Raw genomic sequence first — 14,692 nt, forward strand, 5'->3', positions numbered from 1 at the left:
CGCAGGGTCGCCGCGGGACGAAACGTCCCCGCGCTCCGCAGGATCGCCGCGGGACGAAGCGTCGCCGCGGACCCACACCGTTTAGGCGGCCGCGGCCGACCGCACGGGTATGACCCCCTCGTCGCCGGTCGTCGTCGGCATCGCCGTCGCGGTCGCGCTGCTCGCGCTGTTCGTGCTCGTCCGTCGACTCCGCGGCCCGTCCGCCGACGCCCGCGAATCGAAACGGGCCCACGACGCGGCCCAGGAACGCGAGCCGCCGGTCGAGATCGGCGAGACCTACGAGTTCGGCGTCACCGAGCTCACCGACCACCACTCCGGCGAGGAGGTCGCCGTCGGGAAAGTCGAGGGGTTCGTCGTCTTCACCGAGGACGTCCCGGGCGGGCTCGAGCCGGGCGACGTGATCCGCGCGAAGGTGCTCTCGTTCAACGAGGGGCGCACCTCCGCCGACGCGACGTTCATCGGACGCGCGTAGTCGAGGGAGCCGGGGCGCACCCGCCGACGACCGCGCCGGCGCGGCGCCGTCGCCGCCGGCCGGCAGACCACGTCCGCTCCGAACCGGAGGTTCATACGTGATGCCGACGAAGTGGTGTCGCAATGGCTCAGGCCGGCACCCAGGACCTCACGGAGCAGTTCATCCAGTTCTATCGTAACTACTATCGAGAGGAGATCGGGCAGCTCGCGCAGCGCTACCCCAACGAGCAGCGCTCGCTGTACGTCTCCTACGACGACCTCTTTCAGTTCGACCGCGACCTCGCCGAGGACTTCCTGAACAAGCCGGAGCAGATGCGCGAGTACGCCGAGGAGGCGCTGCGACTCTACGACCTCCCTGCCGACGTGAGCCTCGGCCGCGCGCACGTCCGCATCGAAGACCTCCCAGAGAGCGTCGACATCCGCGGCATCCGCGTCCACGACGACCACATCGGGAAGCTCGTCTCGATCCAGGGAATCGTCCGCAAGGCCACCGACGTGCGGCCGAAGGTGACCGAGGCCGCATTCGAGTGCCAGCGCTGCGGCACGATGACGTACATCCCGCAGTCCGACGGCGGCTTCCAGGAGCCCCACGAGTGCCAGGGCTGCGAGCGACAGGGCCCCTTCCGCGTCAACTTCGACCAGTCCGAGTTCGTCGACTCCCAGAAGCTCCGCATCCAGGAATCCCCCGAGGGCCTGCGGGGCGGCGAGACCCCCCAGTCGCTCGACGTCGACATCGTCGACGACATCACCGGCGAGGTGAGCCCCGGCGACCACGTCACCTGCGTCGGTGTCCTCCACATCGAGCAGGTCGAGCAGGGCAACGAGAAGTCCGCGATCTTCGATCTCTACATGGACGGCGTCTCCATCTCCATCGAGGACGAGGAGTTCGAGGACATGGACATCACCGAGGCGGACAAACGCGACATCATCGAGCTCTCCGAGCGCGACGACATCTACGAGGCGATGGTGGGCTCCATCGCGCCCGCCATCTACGGCTACGAGGAGGAGAAGCTCGCGATGATCCTCCAGCTGTTCTCCGGCGTCACGAAGCACCTCCCCGACGGCTCGCGGATCCGCGGCGACCTCCACATGCTCCTGATCGGTGACCCTGGTACCGGAAAATCACAGATGATCAGTTATGTCGAGAATATTGCCCCAAGATCAGTTTATACCTCAGGAAAAGGATCATCTGCTGCGGGGCTCACGGCCGCGGCCGTCCGCGACGACTTCGGCGACGGCCAGCAGTGGTCGCTCGAGGCCGGTGCGCTCGTCCTCGCGGACAAGGGGATCGCCGCGGTCGACGAGCTGGACAAGATGGACTGCGTCACCGGCGACACGCTGGTGTCGCTCGCCGACGGTCGTGTCGAGCGCATCGCCGAACTGGCGCGGGAGGCCGCCGCGGATGGCGACGTCGAGGAGCTCTCGAACGGCCGCCACATCCGCGACGTCGACCTCGACGTCTGGACGATGGACGAGGACGGGAACTTAGTGGAGCGTCCCGTCTCCGCAGTCCACGAGTACGACGCGCCGTCGAAGCTGACCCGAGTGACGATGGAGACCGGCGAGTCGCTGACCGCGACCGCCGACCACCCGTTCTTCGTCCTCGACGACGGGGAGCGCGTCGAGCGCGAGGCGGCCGCGCTCGACGACGGTGACTGGGTGTACGTCCCCCGAGAGATTCCGACGAAGGCCGCCGACGGCGGAGCGGTGGCTGCGAGCGGCGGAGCCGGGGCAGCGGCCGAGCCTGTCGACGGCGAGGGAGTCGACGCCGCGATGGCGAGCGTACTCGGATACCTCTCCGGTGACGGGAACGTCTACTACGACCGGGACCAGGGCGTCTACGGCGTCCGGTTCACCAACACCGACGAGGACCTGCTGGCCGACTTCGAACGCGCGGCGCACGAGGCGTTCGACGCGGAGCCGACTCGGCCGCCGAGCGAGAAACGCGACGGCGGCGTCGAGACGGTCCGCGTCACCGGGAAAGAGCACGCCGACGCCGTCCTCGACGCGGGGATGAACCTCGGTCGGTACGACGAGAAGTGCTTCCCGACTCCCGTTTCGACCGGGAGCCGCGCGGCGAAGGCCGCGTTCGTCCGCGCTCTCGCCGACAGCGAGGGACACGTCGACGAGTCGGCCGGCAACGTTCGGATAGCGTCTGCGAGCCGAGACCTGCTGAGCGGCACGCGGAACCTCCTCTTAGGGTTCGGCGTGTCGAGTCAGCTCCAGCGGAGCGAGCGAGACGAGGGCCGCGACGTGTACTACCTCACGGTGACCGACGCGGATTCGCTCGCGGCGTTCCGACGCTTCGTCGGGTTCACCGCCACCCGAAAGGCGGAGTCGCTCGACCGCGTCGTCGATGCGGCCGACGGCGACCGCACGATTCTCGACGTGATCCCGGACGTCGGCGACGCGCTCGCGCGGTCTCGCGAGTCGCTCCGGTTTCACCAGCGCGAGTGCGGACTCAACGCGGGCGCGTATCACGGCTTCGAGAGCGGGGATGCGAACGTCTCGCTTCACCGCGCCCGCCGAGTGCTCGCGGCGTTCGAGGACAGACTGGAGACGGCCGCGGAGGACCGGGATCGGCTCGACGCGACGCCGACGTGGGAGACGCTGTCGAAGCTGCGGCACCGATACCACGTCTCGCAGTCCGAACTCGCGGACGGAACCGGGGTGTCTCAACAGCAGATCTCCCGCGAGTGGGGCGAACGCGACGAGCTCCGTCGGACGGTGACCGAGCGGCTCCGAGGGATCCTTACCGAAGTCGCGGAGACCGACCTCGACGACCTCCGTGAGTTCGTCCGCGGCGACGTGAAGTGGCGCCGCGTCGAGTCGGTCGAGACGGTCCCCCCGGAGTCGACCGAACACCGCGGCGAGGTGCGCCGACAGCGCCTCGCAGACGTCATCGGCGGGCCGGTCGAGACCGTTAAAGAGCACGCTCGCGACCTGCTCGACCGGGGACCGGTCGGCGAAACGCGATCGGACCTGTCGGCGGCGCTCGACGCCTACGGTGTCAGTCAGGCGGACGTGGCGTCGCGGCTCGACGTGAGTCAGGCGACTGTGTCGCGGTGGTTGACCGGCGCTATCGAAACCGACCGGCTCGACGACCTGCGCGAGGCCGTCGCGGCGGAGGTCGACGCCGTGAAGGCGGAACTGCGGTCGATACTGGCGCGGATCGAGGACGGCGAGCGACCGCGGGTGTACGACCTGACCGTTGAGGAGACGCACAACTTCGTCGCGAACGGGCTCGTCGTCCACAACTCCTCCGACCGCTCCGCGATGCACGAGGGGCTCGAACAACAGAAGATCTCCGTCTCGAAGGCCGGGATCAACGCCACTCTCAAGGCGCGGTGCTCGCTGCTCGGCGCCGCGAACCCGAAGTACGGCCGGTTCGATCAGTACGAGCCGATCGGCGAGCAGATCGACTTAGAGCCCGCGCTCATCTCGCGGTTCGACCTCATCTTCACGGTGACCGACAGCCCGGACCCGGAACACGACTCCCGGCTGGCGAAACACATCATCAAGACGAACTACGCCGGCGAGCTCAACACCCAGCGCGAGGAGCTGGCGAGCTCGGAGTTCACCTCGGAGCAGGTTGCGGAGGTGACCGAGGAGGTCGCGCCGGAGATCGACTCGGAGCTGCTTCGCAAGTACATCGCCCACGCGAAGCGGTCCTGCTTCCCGACGATGACGGAGGAGGCGAAGGAAGTGATAGAGGAGTTCTACGTCGACCTGCGCTCGAAGGGCGCCGACGAGGACGCGCCGGTTCCGGTCACCGCCCGGAAGCTAGAGGCGATGGTGCGGCTCTCGGAGGCGAGCGCGCGGGTACGCCTCTCGGACACCGTCGAGCGCGAGGACGCCGACCGCGCGACGGACATCGTCGAGTCGTGTCTCAAGGACATCGGCGTCGACCCCGAGACGGGGCAGTTCGACGCCGACGTAGTCGAGACGGGCACCTCGAAGAGCCAGCGCGACCGCATCAAGAACATCAAGGGGCTCATCGCCGACATCGAAGAGGAGTACGAGGACGGTGCCCCCGTCGACGAGGTGCTCGACCGCGCGGGCGAGATCGGGATGGACCCGGGGAAAGCGGAACAAGAGATCGAGAAGCTCCGCACGAAGGGCGAAGTGTACGAGCCCAAGCAGGGCCACCTCCGGACGACGTAGATGGACCGGATCTCCGCGATACGGAACGTCGAGGACGCGCTCCGCGAGTTCGAGAACGGCGAGGCGGACCTCGCGGCCACGGAGCGGCGCGTCGCGGCCGTACTCCGGACCTACGCCACCGAGTTCGACGGCGACGACGACGTGTACCGCGCGGTCGGCGACGACCCCGTCGACGGCACGGTCGTCGTCGCGCCCTCGGAACCGGCCGCGCGCGACCGCGTCCTCGCGGCGAGCGACGTCGAGGGGGAGGGGAGTCCGGACGCCAGCGACGGTCCCGCGTTCGACGTCGAGCGGTTCTGACCAGCGAGGTCGGAGCCGCGTGCGGAGGGCGGTCCGCCGTCGCTGAAGGCGACTGAAACGTTCCGGTCCGGAACGGATAAGTTCCGAAATCGACCACCGGCTGGCGTGTTGCTGGTCGTAACGTATTCGGCGGCCGCCCGGACCGGCCTCCGAAACCTGTGTCGTCGCCACGAGTCGGTCGTCGCCCGGCGGTTCGGCCGCGCCGCGCTGTTGGACGAGACGGTGTACGCCGCGTTCCTCGCGCTGCGGCTGCGGGAGTCTCACGGCGGGGACATCCAAATAGAGCGCACCGAGCCGTTCAACGAGTTCGTCGCCGTCGACGACGAGGTCAGAGCGGCCGCCGCGGCCTACGCGGACCGGTCCGCGAAGTCGACGCCGTACGCCGCCTTCGCGGCGGGGACGGAGCATCCGGACCCGGACGCCATGCGCGGCCGAGAGCTGTGAACGGGGCGAGGTCGACGTCGTCCGGATCGGACAGCGAGGAGACCGAGGAGACCGGTATTTCCGTCGAAGCGACTCCGGAACCGAGCGCGGTACTCGGACGGCTCCCCGCCGAGGCTGAGCTACAACGGCAGCTCGCGGCGGCCGCGCGCTCGCGGGGGCGGACCGCGTCGGTCGCGCCCGAGATCGACGAGATCGAGGCTGAACTCGCGGCGATCGAGATCGAACCGGTCGACCTGACCGAAGCGCGGCGACGGGTCGCCGAGACGACCGGCGAGATCGAGCGGCTAAAGGAGCGAGTCGCGGCGCTGCGCGGCGACGCCCGGGCGCGCCGCGCGGTCGACGCCGAGGCGGACGAGACGCTCGACGACCTAGAGGCGGCGGCCGCGGAGCTGTCGGCCGCACAGACGGAGGCGATCGCGGCCGAGCAGGCGCTCGAACGCGCACGAGCCGAGGCGGCGCGGAACCGCGACGAGCGGCGGCGGCGACTGCGGCTCCGCGACCGGCTCCGGAACCGGCGGCGGACCGCCCGCCGGGAGCTCGCGAGATCGGTGTACCCGGCGTTTCGGCGCGCGCTCGCGGCCGTGCCGGGCGGCGATCCGGGCGCGGCCGGCGCGGAGCCGAGCGCCTACGACGGGGACCCCGTCGCGGCGTCGCTCGCGGCGGTCAGGGTCGCGGCGCTCGACGGTCCCGTCGAGCTACGCGGCGACGCGGCACGGCGGATCGAGGCGTCGGAGCGGAGCGCGAGATCGCTGCTTCGGGCGGCCGACGTTCGCCTCCGAGGCGCGCCCGGCGGAGTCTGAGCCGGCGGCGGCCGCGAGTTCGCCCCGACGTTTAAATGCGATTCCGCGGGACCCGGCGCATGGAACTCGACTGGTCCGTCGACCGCGAGGGGGACGCGTCGCTCGTCGGCTTTCGGGTGCGCAACGACGGGGCGGTCCCGCGGCGCGTCAGGATCGAGAGCCGGCTGGATGGCCCGCTGCTTCCGCCGCGGCGCGGCGGCGTTCCCGAGTCCGGATGGGACGCCGCGGGCGTGACCGCGGTGATCGACCCGGGCGAACGCGCGGCGTTCGGGTTCTCGGCGCTCGCGGACCCCGTCGAGCCCCCGGTCGAAATCACGAGCGTCGAGCCCGTCACGGCGGACGCGGACGACCGGGGCGCGGCGACCGAAGGCGGAGCAGACCTCGCGCGGGCGGCGGTGCGGGACCTCGAATCGCATCGCCCCCCGCGGCGCGCGGTCGCCGGAGCAGGAGCGGTCGACGGCGTCAACGAGGAGGGCGGCGACGCTGAAGCGGTCGATGGCGGGGAGGCCGACAGCGGCGGGAGAGCGATCGACCGAGATGAGGACGACGGGGGCGGCGGCGAGAGAGCGACAGACGGCAATGATGACGGCGGAGACGCGAATCGGTCTGAGACTCCCGAATCGTCGCCGAGCGCGGCGGGCCCCGACGAGATCGACGCGTGGTTCGCGGCCGTCGAGGCGCGGATCGACCGGGCGGAGCGACTCGACGACGCCGACCTTGCGACGGCGACGGGGGTCGTTGAGGAGGTCGGTGGGCTCGACGCAGTCAGGGAACTCGACGAGCGCTTCGCGGCCGACGCCGAACGCCTGCGGGCGGTCCGCGACCGGGCCGCGGCGCTCGCGGAACGCGCCGAGGAGAGCGAGGTCCCGACCAAGGCGTTGGAGGGGCTGACGTGATCCTCGCGGTCGCGGGCGGGAAGGGCGGCGTGGGGAAGACGACGCTCGCGTACAACGTCGCCGCCGAACTCGACGGCGTCGTCGTCGACGCCGACCTCGGGATGGCGGACCTACCGGACGGCCGCGGCCCCGACCTCCACGACGTCCTCGCCGGCGCGGCGGACCCGGTGGAGACGGTCCGTCCCGGTCCGGTCGACATCGTCCCGTGCGGCCGGACGCTGGCCGGCGCGCGGGCGGCCGACCTGACGCGGCTGGAGGGCGCGGTCGCCGCGGTCGAGCGCGAGTTCGGGACCGTCGTCCTCGACTGTCCGGCGGGCCGCCGCGCCGACGCCGGCGTGCCGCTGGCGGTCGCGGACGCCTGCCTCCTCGTCGTCTCGCCCCGGGCGTTCGCGCTGGCCGACGCGATCCGCACCCGGGAGCTCGCCCGCGAACTCGACGCCGGGCTAGTCGGCTGCGCGGTCAACCGCGTGACCGAACCGTCGCCGGCCGAGGCGATCGGCGACGCGCTCGGCGCGCCGGTCGAGGTGGTCCCGGCCGATCCGCGCGTCGGCCGGTCCGTTGCGGCGGAGCGGCCGGTCGCGGACGCCGCGCCCGACAGCGAGGCCGCGGCGGCGGTCCAAGCGCTCGCGCGGCGCGTTCCGGAGTGAAGAACGAGACGGGTGAGATATGCGATACAGGGAAAACGGGAACGCCGTCGCGACACCGCGTCTTTTTACTCGCGCCGAGCCGTCGGCGAGAGCGATGATCACGGTCGCGCTCGTCCTCGGTGTCGCCGTCGTCGCCGCGCTCGCAGTCGCCGTCGGGCCGCTGTACGCGGCCGACCGCTTCCGCGACCTGCGGGAGCCGACGGACGCGGAGCGCGCGCAGATCGCGGCGCTGGCGGACCCCGGCGGACTCGACGTCGACCGGATCGCGATCGAGTCCGTCGGGGGGGAGGGTGACGGCGCCAGCGACGGAGAGAAACCGGGACCGGCCGGCCCCGCGGATGTTTCAGTCCGGGGGCCGCCCGGCCGCCGGGTGCTGTTCCTCACGGCGGACGTGCTCACCGACCTCGACGAGGACGTGGCGGTCGGGCTGTTCGCCGCGGAGGCCGGGCGGGTCGAGACGTACTACGCCGAGTTCCGCGCTGTCGCCGTCGGCGCCGTGCTGGCGGCGCTGGCGGCGGTCGTCACGGCCCTCGTCCCGTTCGAGTCCGGCTTCGCCGCCGTCGTCGCCGTGGGGCTCGCTTCCTTCTGGGCCGGCCGACGGGTCCAGTACGCGGCGGACGCCCGCGCCGCGGAAGCGGTCGGCGCCGGCCGCGTCGCCGACGCGTTCGAGCGCGTCGCGGAGCGCCGCGGGGTCGAACCGGCGACGGGCGACTGGTCGACGTGGTTCGAGGTCCAACCGCCGCTCGGGGATCGGATCACGCGGCTCCGCGACGAGGCGGCGGACGACGAGTAGGAAGGGAGAACGAACCGCCCGAGCGGAAGAAGGGAGAACGGACGATTCGAGCCGGCGGCGGCTCAGTTCTCTGAGCGCCGAGCGACGGCGGTCTCGGGGCCGACGCGGACGGCGTAGCCCGCGACGGTGAGCGAGACGTCCACGTCGGCGTCGGCCCGACCCGCGACGAGCGCGTTCAGCGCGTCGAGGTCGACGTGTTCGTTCAGTATCACGCCCTCCTCGGGCAGGTCGGTCGAGTCGACGCCCGCGAGGTCCGCGATCGCCTCAACGACCGCGAGGCTGGGACTGGGACCCGCGTCGCCGTGCGGGACGCGAGCCGTCTCGGCTACCGAACCGGAGTCGCTCGATTCAGCCGTTAAGCTGCTCATACGCTGGTTCTCGACAGATCGGTATATAAAACAGCCGTTCAATTTATCAGGAATGATTTCGCGGCGGCGGCTCGGTCCCGGAACCGTTACCAACCAGCCGCACGCGTGTAGAGACAACTCGAATGCGACTCCCGGAACGACAGCTCGCGGTCCTCGAGGCCGCGAGCGCGACGGACGAACGAACGGTGGCGGAGATAGCCGCGGAGACCGACCTGAAGCCGGAGACGGTCGCGGGCGCCGCCTTCGATCTGGCCGACGAGGGGCTCGTCGCGGTCGGGTCGGTGACCGACGAGACGCTCGAACTCACCGACGAGGGCCGGACCTACGTCGAGGCCGGGCTCCCCGAGACGCGGCTCTACCGGGCGGGGCTCGACGCGGGCGCCGACGCCGAGCCGGTCTCGATGGGCGCGGTCATCGGCGAGGCGGGGCTGGAGGGCCCCGAGGTCGACATCGCGCTCGCGAACTTCGCGCGGAAGGGCCTCGGAAGCGTCGACGGCGGCGACCTCGCGGTCGACCCGGACGCGGACCCGGACGTCGACCCCGAGGCGACGGCGCTCGCTGCGCTCGCGGACGCCGACGACGAGGGAGCCGCCTTCGATGCGGACGCCCTCGAGGTCGACGAGGCGGTGATCGAACAGCTCGACTCCCGCGGCCTGGTCGCGGTCGGCGAGTCGGTCACCCGGACGGTGACGCTCACCGACGACGGCGTCGACGCGCTGATGACCGGCGTGGAGGCGACCGAGACGGTCGGGGCGCTCACGCCGGAGCTCCTCGCCAGCGGCGAGTGGCGCGACGCCGAGTTCGCCGAGTACAACGTCGAGGCCGAAGCGGAGACGGCCCGCGGCGGCCGCAAGCACGTCCTCCGTCGGACGGCCGACCGCGTGAAGGACGTCCTCGTCGGCATGGGCTTTTCGGAGATGGAGGGCCCCCACGCCGACGCCGACTTCTGGATCAACGACTGCCTGTTCATGCCTCAGGACCACCCGGCGCGGACCCACTGGGACCGGTTCGCGCTCGACGTGGACCAGATGGAGGGCATTCCCGACGAGCTGATGGCTCGCGTCGAGGCCGCCCACCGCGACGGCTGGGGGCTCGACGGCGACGGCTACCACTCGCCGTGGTCGGCCGACTTCGCCCGCGAGGTCGCGCTCCGCGGGCACACCACCTCGCTGTCGATGCGCTACCTCTCGGGGGTCGCGGGCGCCGAACTGGAGCCGCCCCAGCGCTACTTCTCGGTCGAGAAGGTGTACCGCAACGACACGCTCGACCCGACGCACCTGCTCGAGTTCTTCCAGATCGAGGGGTGGGTGATGGCCGAGGACCTCTCCGTGCGCGACCTTATGGGCACCTTCGAGGAGTTCTACCGCCAGTTCGGGATCACGGACATCCGGTTCAAGCCGCACTACAACCCCTACACCGAGCCCTCCTTCGAGCTGTTCGGCGAGCACCCGGAGACGGGCGAGGAGATCGAGATCGGTAACTCCGGCGTCTTCCGCGAGGAGGTCACCGGTCCGCTCGGCGTCGACTGCGACGTGATGGCGTGGGGGCTCGCCTTAGAGCGGCTCGCGATGCTGACGACGGGGGCGGAGGACATCCGCGACCTCCACGGGACCCTGGCCGACATCGACTTCCTGCGGAACGCGGAGGTGAGCTACTGATGCCTGTCGTCGACGTCGACCCCGACGAGCTCCGCGAGCTCACCGGCCACGAGGAGAAAGCGGACGAGGAGCTCAAGGCGGACCTGTTCGGGCTCGGCCTGGAGTTCGAGGGCGAGACCGACGACGACATGTATCAGTTCGAGTTCGCGCCGGACCGCCTCGACCGGCTTTCCGTCGAGGGGGTCGCGCGCTCGCTGCGCTACCACTACGGCGACGCCCGCGGCGTCTACGTGCCGAACACGAACGACCCCGAGTGGACGATCGAGGTCGACGAGTCGGTCCCCGACGAGCGCCCGTACGTCACGGGCGCCGTGGTCCGCGGTCTCGACCTCGACGAGGCGGCGCTGGAGTCGCTGATCCAGCTCCAAGAGAAGCTCCACGCGACGATGGGCCGCGGCCGCGCGAAGGGCGCCATCGGCATCCACGACCTCGCGATGGTGAAGGGCGCGCCGCTTCAGGAGGGCGCGGAGCCGTCGGTCACCTACCGCGGCGTCGACCCCGACGGCGAGACGTTCGTGCCGCTCGATTCGAACGACGAGCTGACCCCCGCCGAGGTCCTCGACGAGCACGCGACCGGCGAGACCTACGCCGACCTCGTCGAGGATCTCGACCGATACCCCGCGATCTACGACGAACTCGGACTGTTCTCGTTCCCGCCGGTGATCAACGGGAAACGCACCGAGGTGACGACGGGCTCCCGCGAGCTGCTCATCGAGCTCACCGGCACCGACCAGTGGACGATCGACCGGATGTGCACGATTATCTGTTACGCGCTGTCCGCCCGCGGCGCGACGATCGAGGAGGTCGAGGTGAACTACGCCGACGGCGCGACCCATCCGAGCGAGTACGGCGCCGAACTCGTCCGCCCGAACCTCGACGTCGACGAGAAGGCGGTCTCGCACGACCGGATCGAGACGCTCCTCGGCGTCGACTTCGAGCCCGAGGAGGTCGTCGACTGCTTCGAGCGCGCCGGCCTCGACGCCGCCTACACCCTCGACGAGGACGTGACCTACGAGGTCGAGATTCCGCCGTACCGCGTCGACGTGCTCCACCCGCTCGACCTCGTCGACGACGTGGGGCGCGCGTACGGCTTCGACAACCTGGAGCCGCGCTACCCCGACGTAGGGACGGTGGGCGGCCGCCACGAGCGCTCGCGGCTGGAGGACGCGGTCCGGACGAGCCTCGTCGGTCTCGGCTTCGAGGACCTGCTCAACTTCCACATGACGAGCGGCGCCGAGAACTACGACCGGATGAACGTCGAGCCCGGCACCGGCGGCGCCGCGGTCGCGGCCGACGAGGACGGCGTCTTTGGCGGCGGCGACCCCGTCGAGATCACGGAGCCGTACAGCGAGGAGTACACCCAACTGCGCACCTGGGCGCTCCCGTCCCTCGTGATGCTGTTGGAGCGGAACACCCACAACGCCTACCCGCAGGACGTCGCCGAGGTCGGCTTCGTCGCCGAGCGCGACGACGCCGAGGAGACGAACGTCGCCGAGTCCAGACGCGTGGCTGGCGCGGTCGCCCGGCGCGACGCCTCCTACGAGGCCGCGAAGGGGCGCCTCCAGGCGCTCTGTGACGACTTCGGCGCCGATCTGGCGACCCCACGGACCGAACACCCCTCGTTCATCGAGGGGCGCGCCGCCACCGTGGAGATCGACGGCGAGCGCGTGGGCGTGGTCGGCGAACTCCACCCCGCGGTGCTCATCGAACACGACCTCGAGGTGCCGGTCGCCGCCTTCGAGTTCGACCTCGACGCGTTACAGTAGGCGACCGCCGTCGAGGGGAACCGGTCAGAATCTCCGTTCCGTCGATTTCTGAACAAATTATCACAGACGTAGTCGGGAGCAGAAGACATATATTCGTCTTGCCGTAGTGGGCGGTCATGAACTGTGAGAGATGTGGTATCGACGCCTCGCTCGCACACCGGGACATCGACGGGTTCGCATACTACCTGTGTGAGGCCTGTATCGGCGGGTGGGACGCGGTTCGATCCCCGCCGCCCGCCGCCGCCGACGAGAATCGGTCGCCCGCGCGGTAGGGAAGCGCCGGGCGCCGTCGCGCCGTCGCGGCGGCCGGGGTCGCCGGGGCGGACTCCGGAGCGATCACTCCCGGGCCGCAGCGACGGCCTCGACCACCGCGCGCGCGTTCGATCGGATCGCGTCGAAGTCGCCGTCCGCGATCGCCTCGCCGTCGACGATCGAACTCCCGACGCCGACCGCGACCGCGCCGGCCCGGACGTACTCGCCCGCGTTGTCCGCGCCGACGCCGCCGGTCGGGACGAGCGGGACCTGCGGGAGCGGGCCGCCGATCGCCGCGACGTGCTCCGGGCCGCCGGTTTTCGCGGGGAACACCTTCACCGCGTCGGCGCCGGCCTCGTAGGCCTCGATCGCCTCGGTCGGCGTGTACGCGCCGACGGCGACCGGCGTCCCGTAGCGGTTCGCCATCCGGATCACGTCGCGGTTCACGGTCGGCGTCACGAGGAACTCGGCGCCGGCGAGCTGCGCCGCGCGCGCCGTCTCCGCGTCGAGGACGGTCCCGGCGCCGACTACGGCGTCGTCGACGCGGTCGGCTATCGCCTCGATGGAGGACATCGCGTTCGGCGTGTCCGCCGTCACCTCCAGCGCCGTCACGCCGGCGTCGACGACCGCGTCCGCGACCGCCACGGCGTCGTCTCGCGCCACGCCGCGGAGGATCGCGATCACGCCGCCGTCCGTGATCCGGTCGAGTCGGTCGGTTCGCATGGCTGGTACCTGCCCGCCGGGGGTCTTAAATCGGACCGTGTGGGGGACGCCCGCGGCGCGACCGCACACACCTCCTATTTAACAGACGGACGGGCAAGTACGACCGTGGCGACGGACCGGTCCGTGTCGGAGGCCGGCGGCGACGGAACGTGCGGCCCGCCGCGACCGACGGCGCGCGAATTGCGGTGGTCGGCGGGACGCGAGTCCCGCGGCCGCCGGACCGGTTCGGAGTCGCCCCGACTCACCATGCACATCACCGACTACGAGCTGTTCGAAGTGCCGCCCCGCTGGCTGTTCCTGAAGCTCACGACGAGCGACGGGAGGGTCGGCTGGGGAGAGCCGATCGTCGAGGGACGCTCTCACACGGTCGTCGCGGCCGTCGAGGAGCTGCTCGACAACTACCTGCTCGGCGAGGACCCGACGCGGATCGAGGACCACTGGCAGACGATGTACCGCGGGGGGTTCTACCGCGGCGGCCCGGTCCTGATGAGCGCCATCGCCGGCGTGGATCAGGCGCTGTGGGACCTCAAAGGGAAGCAGTTCGGCGCGCCCGTCCACGAGCTGCTCGGCGGCCGTGCGCGCGACCGGATCCGCGTTTACCAGTGGATCGGTGGAGACCGACCGGCGGACGTCGGCGAAGCCGCCCGCGAGAAGGTCGACGCGGGCTTCTCCGCGCTGAAGATGAACGCCACCGCGGAGCTGGAGTCGATCGACACCCCAGCCACGGTGTCCGACGCGGCCGACCGGATCGCGGCCGTCCGGGAGGCGGTCGGCGACGAGGTCGACATCGGCGTCGACTTCCACGGCCGGGTGGCGAAGCCGATGGTCCGGCGGCTCGCGGCGGCGCTGGAGCCGTACGACCCGATGTTCATCGAGGAGCCGGTGTTGCCGGAACACAACGACGCGCTGCCGGCCATCCGAGCGTCGACGACGATCCCGATCGCGACCGGCGAGCGGATGTACTCGCGGTGGGACTTCAAGGAGGTGCTAGAGGCGGACGCGGTGGACCTGATCCAGCCGGACGTCTCCCACGCCGGCGGGATCACCGAGCTGAAGAAGATCGCGTCGATGGCCGAGGCGTACGACGTGTCGGTCGCGCCGCACTGCCCGCTCGGGCCGATCGCGCTCGCCTCCTGCGTCCAGGTCGACGCCTGTACGCCGAACGCGCTCATCCAGGAGCAGTCGCTCGACATCCATTACAACGAGACGAGCGACGTGCTGGACTACCTCGCCGATCCGTCGGTGTTCGAGTATCACGACGGGTTCGTCGACATCCCGGAGGGAGACGGACTGGGGATCGAGGTCGACGAGGACCACGTGCGCGAGCAGGCCGAGAAGGACGTCGACTGGCACAACCCCGTCTGGCGCCACGGCGACGGCTCCGTCGCGGAGTGGTGATCCGGATGGCGA

14 protein-coding genes are annotated in these 14,692 nt (G+C 70.9%); 12 read left to right on the plus strand and 2 right to left on the minus strand.

The genetic code is table 11. The features are described from left to right. Positions 1-109 precede the first annotated feature (109 nt). The 8 genes from F3H13_RS09765 to F3H13_RS09800 all read left to right on the plus strand — a co-directional run bounded on the left by F3H13_RS09765 (position 110) and on the right by F3H13_RS09800 (position 8,515). Positions 110-472 carry a TRAM domain-containing protein gene (locus tag F3H13_RS09765; RefSeq protein WP_149798846.1) on the plus strand — a complete coding sequence of 121 codons (363 nt, stop codon included), beginning with the start codon at positions 110-112 and terminating at the stop codon, positions 470-472. Between the two features lie 122 nt (positions 473-594). Then, positions 595-4,635 (plus strand): LAGLIDADG family homing endonuclease, encoded by a 4,041-nt coding sequence (locus F3H13_RS09770; RefSeq protein WP_149798847.1) that lies wholly within the window; start codon positions 595-597, stop codon positions 4,633-4,635. Continuing rightward, positions 4,636-4,935 (plus strand): DUF7854 family protein, encoded by a 300-nt coding sequence (locus F3H13_RS09775; RefSeq protein ID WP_149798848.1) that lies wholly within the window; start codon positions 4,636-4,638, stop codon positions 4,933-4,935. Between the two features lie 105 nt (positions 4,936-5,040). Then, on the plus strand, positions 5,041-5,379 hold the full coding sequence (locus F3H13_RS09780; protein WP_149798849.1) for a DUF7855 family protein: 339 nt from the start codon (positions 5,041-5,043) through the stop codon (positions 5,377-5,379). Then, positions 5,376-6,179, plus strand: coding sequence for a DUF7856 family protein (locus F3H13_RS09785; protein ID WP_149798850.1), 804 nt, complete (start codon positions 5,376-5,378; stop codon positions 6,177-6,179). The genes F3H13_RS09780 and F3H13_RS09785 overlap by 4 nt, the downstream gene beginning before the upstream one ends. A gap of 59 nt (positions 6,180-6,238) precedes the next feature. Then, complete coding sequence (locus F3H13_RS09790; RefSeq protein WP_149798851.1) at positions 6,239-7,075, plus strand: DUF7857 domain-containing protein; 837 nt, start codon at positions 6,239-6,241, stop codon at positions 7,073-7,075. Next, on the plus strand, positions 7,072-7,722 hold the full coding sequence (locus F3H13_RS09795; RefSeq protein ID WP_149798852.1) for a nucleotide-binding protein: 651 nt from the start codon (positions 7,072-7,074) through the stop codon (positions 7,720-7,722). Before F3H13_RS09790 ends, F3H13_RS09795 begins: the two co-directional genes overlap by 4 nt. Before the next feature lie 94 nt (positions 7,723-7,816). Further along, on the plus strand, positions 7,817-8,515 hold the full coding sequence (locus tag F3H13_RS09800) for a peptidase (RefSeq protein ID WP_149798853.1): 699 nt from the start codon (positions 7,817-7,819) through the stop codon (positions 8,513-8,515). Positions 8,516-8,577: 62 nt separating this feature from the next. Here the strand turns inward: F3H13_RS09800 and F3H13_RS09805 are convergent, their stop codons facing one another. Continuing rightward, positions 8,578-8,883 carry a HalOD1 output domain-containing protein gene (locus F3H13_RS09805; RefSeq protein ID WP_149798854.1) on the minus strand — a complete coding sequence of 102 codons (306 nt, stop codon included), beginning with the start codon at positions 8,881-8,883 and terminating at the stop codon, positions 8,578-8,580. A gap of 122 nt (positions 8,884-9,005) precedes the next feature. On the opposite strand from F3H13_RS09805, the gene pheS reads away from it, so the two are divergent. From pheS to F3H13_RS16225, 3 genes are all read left to right on the plus strand, one after another. Next, the gene (pheS, locus tag F3H13_RS09810) at positions 9,006-10,541 is read left to right on the plus strand and encodes a phenylalanine--tRNA ligase subunit alpha (RefSeq protein WP_149798855.1); all 1,536 of its coding nucleotides are present in this window, start codon (positions 9,006-9,008) and stop codon (positions 10,539-10,541) included. After that, positions 10,541-12,307 carry a phenylalanine--tRNA ligase subunit beta gene (gene pheT, locus F3H13_RS09815; RefSeq protein WP_149798856.1) on the plus strand — a complete coding sequence of 589 codons (1,767 nt, stop codon included), beginning with the start codon at positions 10,541-10,543 and terminating at the stop codon, positions 12,305-12,307. The genes pheS and pheT overlap by 1 nt, the downstream gene beginning before the upstream one ends. 116 nt (positions 12,308-12,423) lie before the next feature. Next, entirely contained in the window at positions 12,424-12,579 is a 156-nt protein-coding gene (locus F3H13_RS16225; RefSeq protein ID WP_188128045.1) for a hypothetical protein, read from the plus strand. A gap of 64 nt (positions 12,580-12,643) precedes the next feature. Here the strand turns inward: F3H13_RS16225 and F3H13_RS09820 are convergent, their stop codons facing one another. After that, positions 12,644-13,282, minus strand: a complete 639-nt coding sequence (locus F3H13_RS09820) for a bifunctional 4-hydroxy-2-oxoglutarate aldolase/2-dehydro-3-deoxy-phosphogluconate aldolase (RefSeq protein ID WP_149798857.1) — start codon at positions 13,280-13,282, stop codon at positions 12,644-12,646. Positions 13,283-13,528: 246 nt separating this feature from the next. Here F3H13_RS09820 and dgoD point away from each other — a divergent pair, with 246 nt between their 5' ends. Beyond that, positions 13,529-14,680 (plus strand): galactonate dehydratase, encoded by a 1,152-nt coding sequence (dgoD, locus tag F3H13_RS09825; protein WP_149798858.1) that lies wholly within the window; start codon positions 13,529-13,531, stop codon positions 14,678-14,680. The last annotated feature ends 12 nt before the right edge of the window (positions 14,681-14,692 follow it).

This window comes from Halorubrum xinjiangense (genome assembly GCF_900102375.1).
GTDB classification, from domain to species: Archaea; Halobacteriota; Halobacteria; order Halobacteriales; family Haloferacaceae; genus Halorubrum; species Halorubrum xinjiangense.

Bases quoted from the DNA above. Each gene is read 5' to 3' on its own strand.
- F3H13_RS09765 (WP_149798846.1), top strand. From the start codon at position 110: ATGACCCCCTCGTCGCCGGTCGTCGTCGGCATCGCCGTCGCGGTCGCG.
- F3H13_RS09770 (WP_149798847.1), top strand. From the start codon at position 595: ATGGCTCAGGCCGGCACCCAGGACCTCACGGAGCAGTTCATCCAGTTC.
- F3H13_RS09775 (WP_149798848.1), top strand. From the start codon at position 4,636: ATGGACCGGATCTCCGCGATACGGAACGTCGAGGACGCGCTCCGCGAG.
- F3H13_RS09790 (WP_149798851.1), top strand. From the start codon at position 6,239: ATGGAACTCGACTGGTCCGTCGACCGCGAGGGGGACGCGTCGCTCGTC.
- F3H13_RS09800 (WP_149798853.1), top strand. From the start codon at position 7,817: ATGATCACGGTCGCGCTCGTCCTCGGTGTCGCCGTCGTCGCCGCGCTC.
- F3H13_RS09805 (WP_149798854.1), bottom strand. From the start codon at position 8,883: ATGAGCAGCTTAACGGCTGAATCGAGCGACTCCGGTTCGGTAGCCGAG.
- pheS (WP_149798855.1), top strand. From the start codon at position 9,006: ATGCGACTCCCGGAACGACAGCTCGCGGTCCTCGAGGCCGCGAGCGCG.
- pheT (WP_149798856.1), top strand. From the start codon at position 10,541: ATGCCTGTCGTCGACGTCGACCCCGACGAGCTCCGCGAGCTCACCGGC.
- F3H13_RS16225 (WP_188128045.1), top strand. From the start codon at position 12,424: ATGAACTGTGAGAGATGTGGTATCGACGCCTCGCTCGCACACCGGGAC.
- F3H13_RS09820 (WP_149798857.1), bottom strand. From the start codon at position 13,282: ATGCGAACCGACCGACTCGACCGGATCACGGACGGCGGCGTGATCGCG.
- dgoD (WP_149798858.1), top strand. From the start codon at position 13,529: ATGCACATCACCGACTACGAGCTGTTCGAAGTGCCGCCCCGCTGGCTG.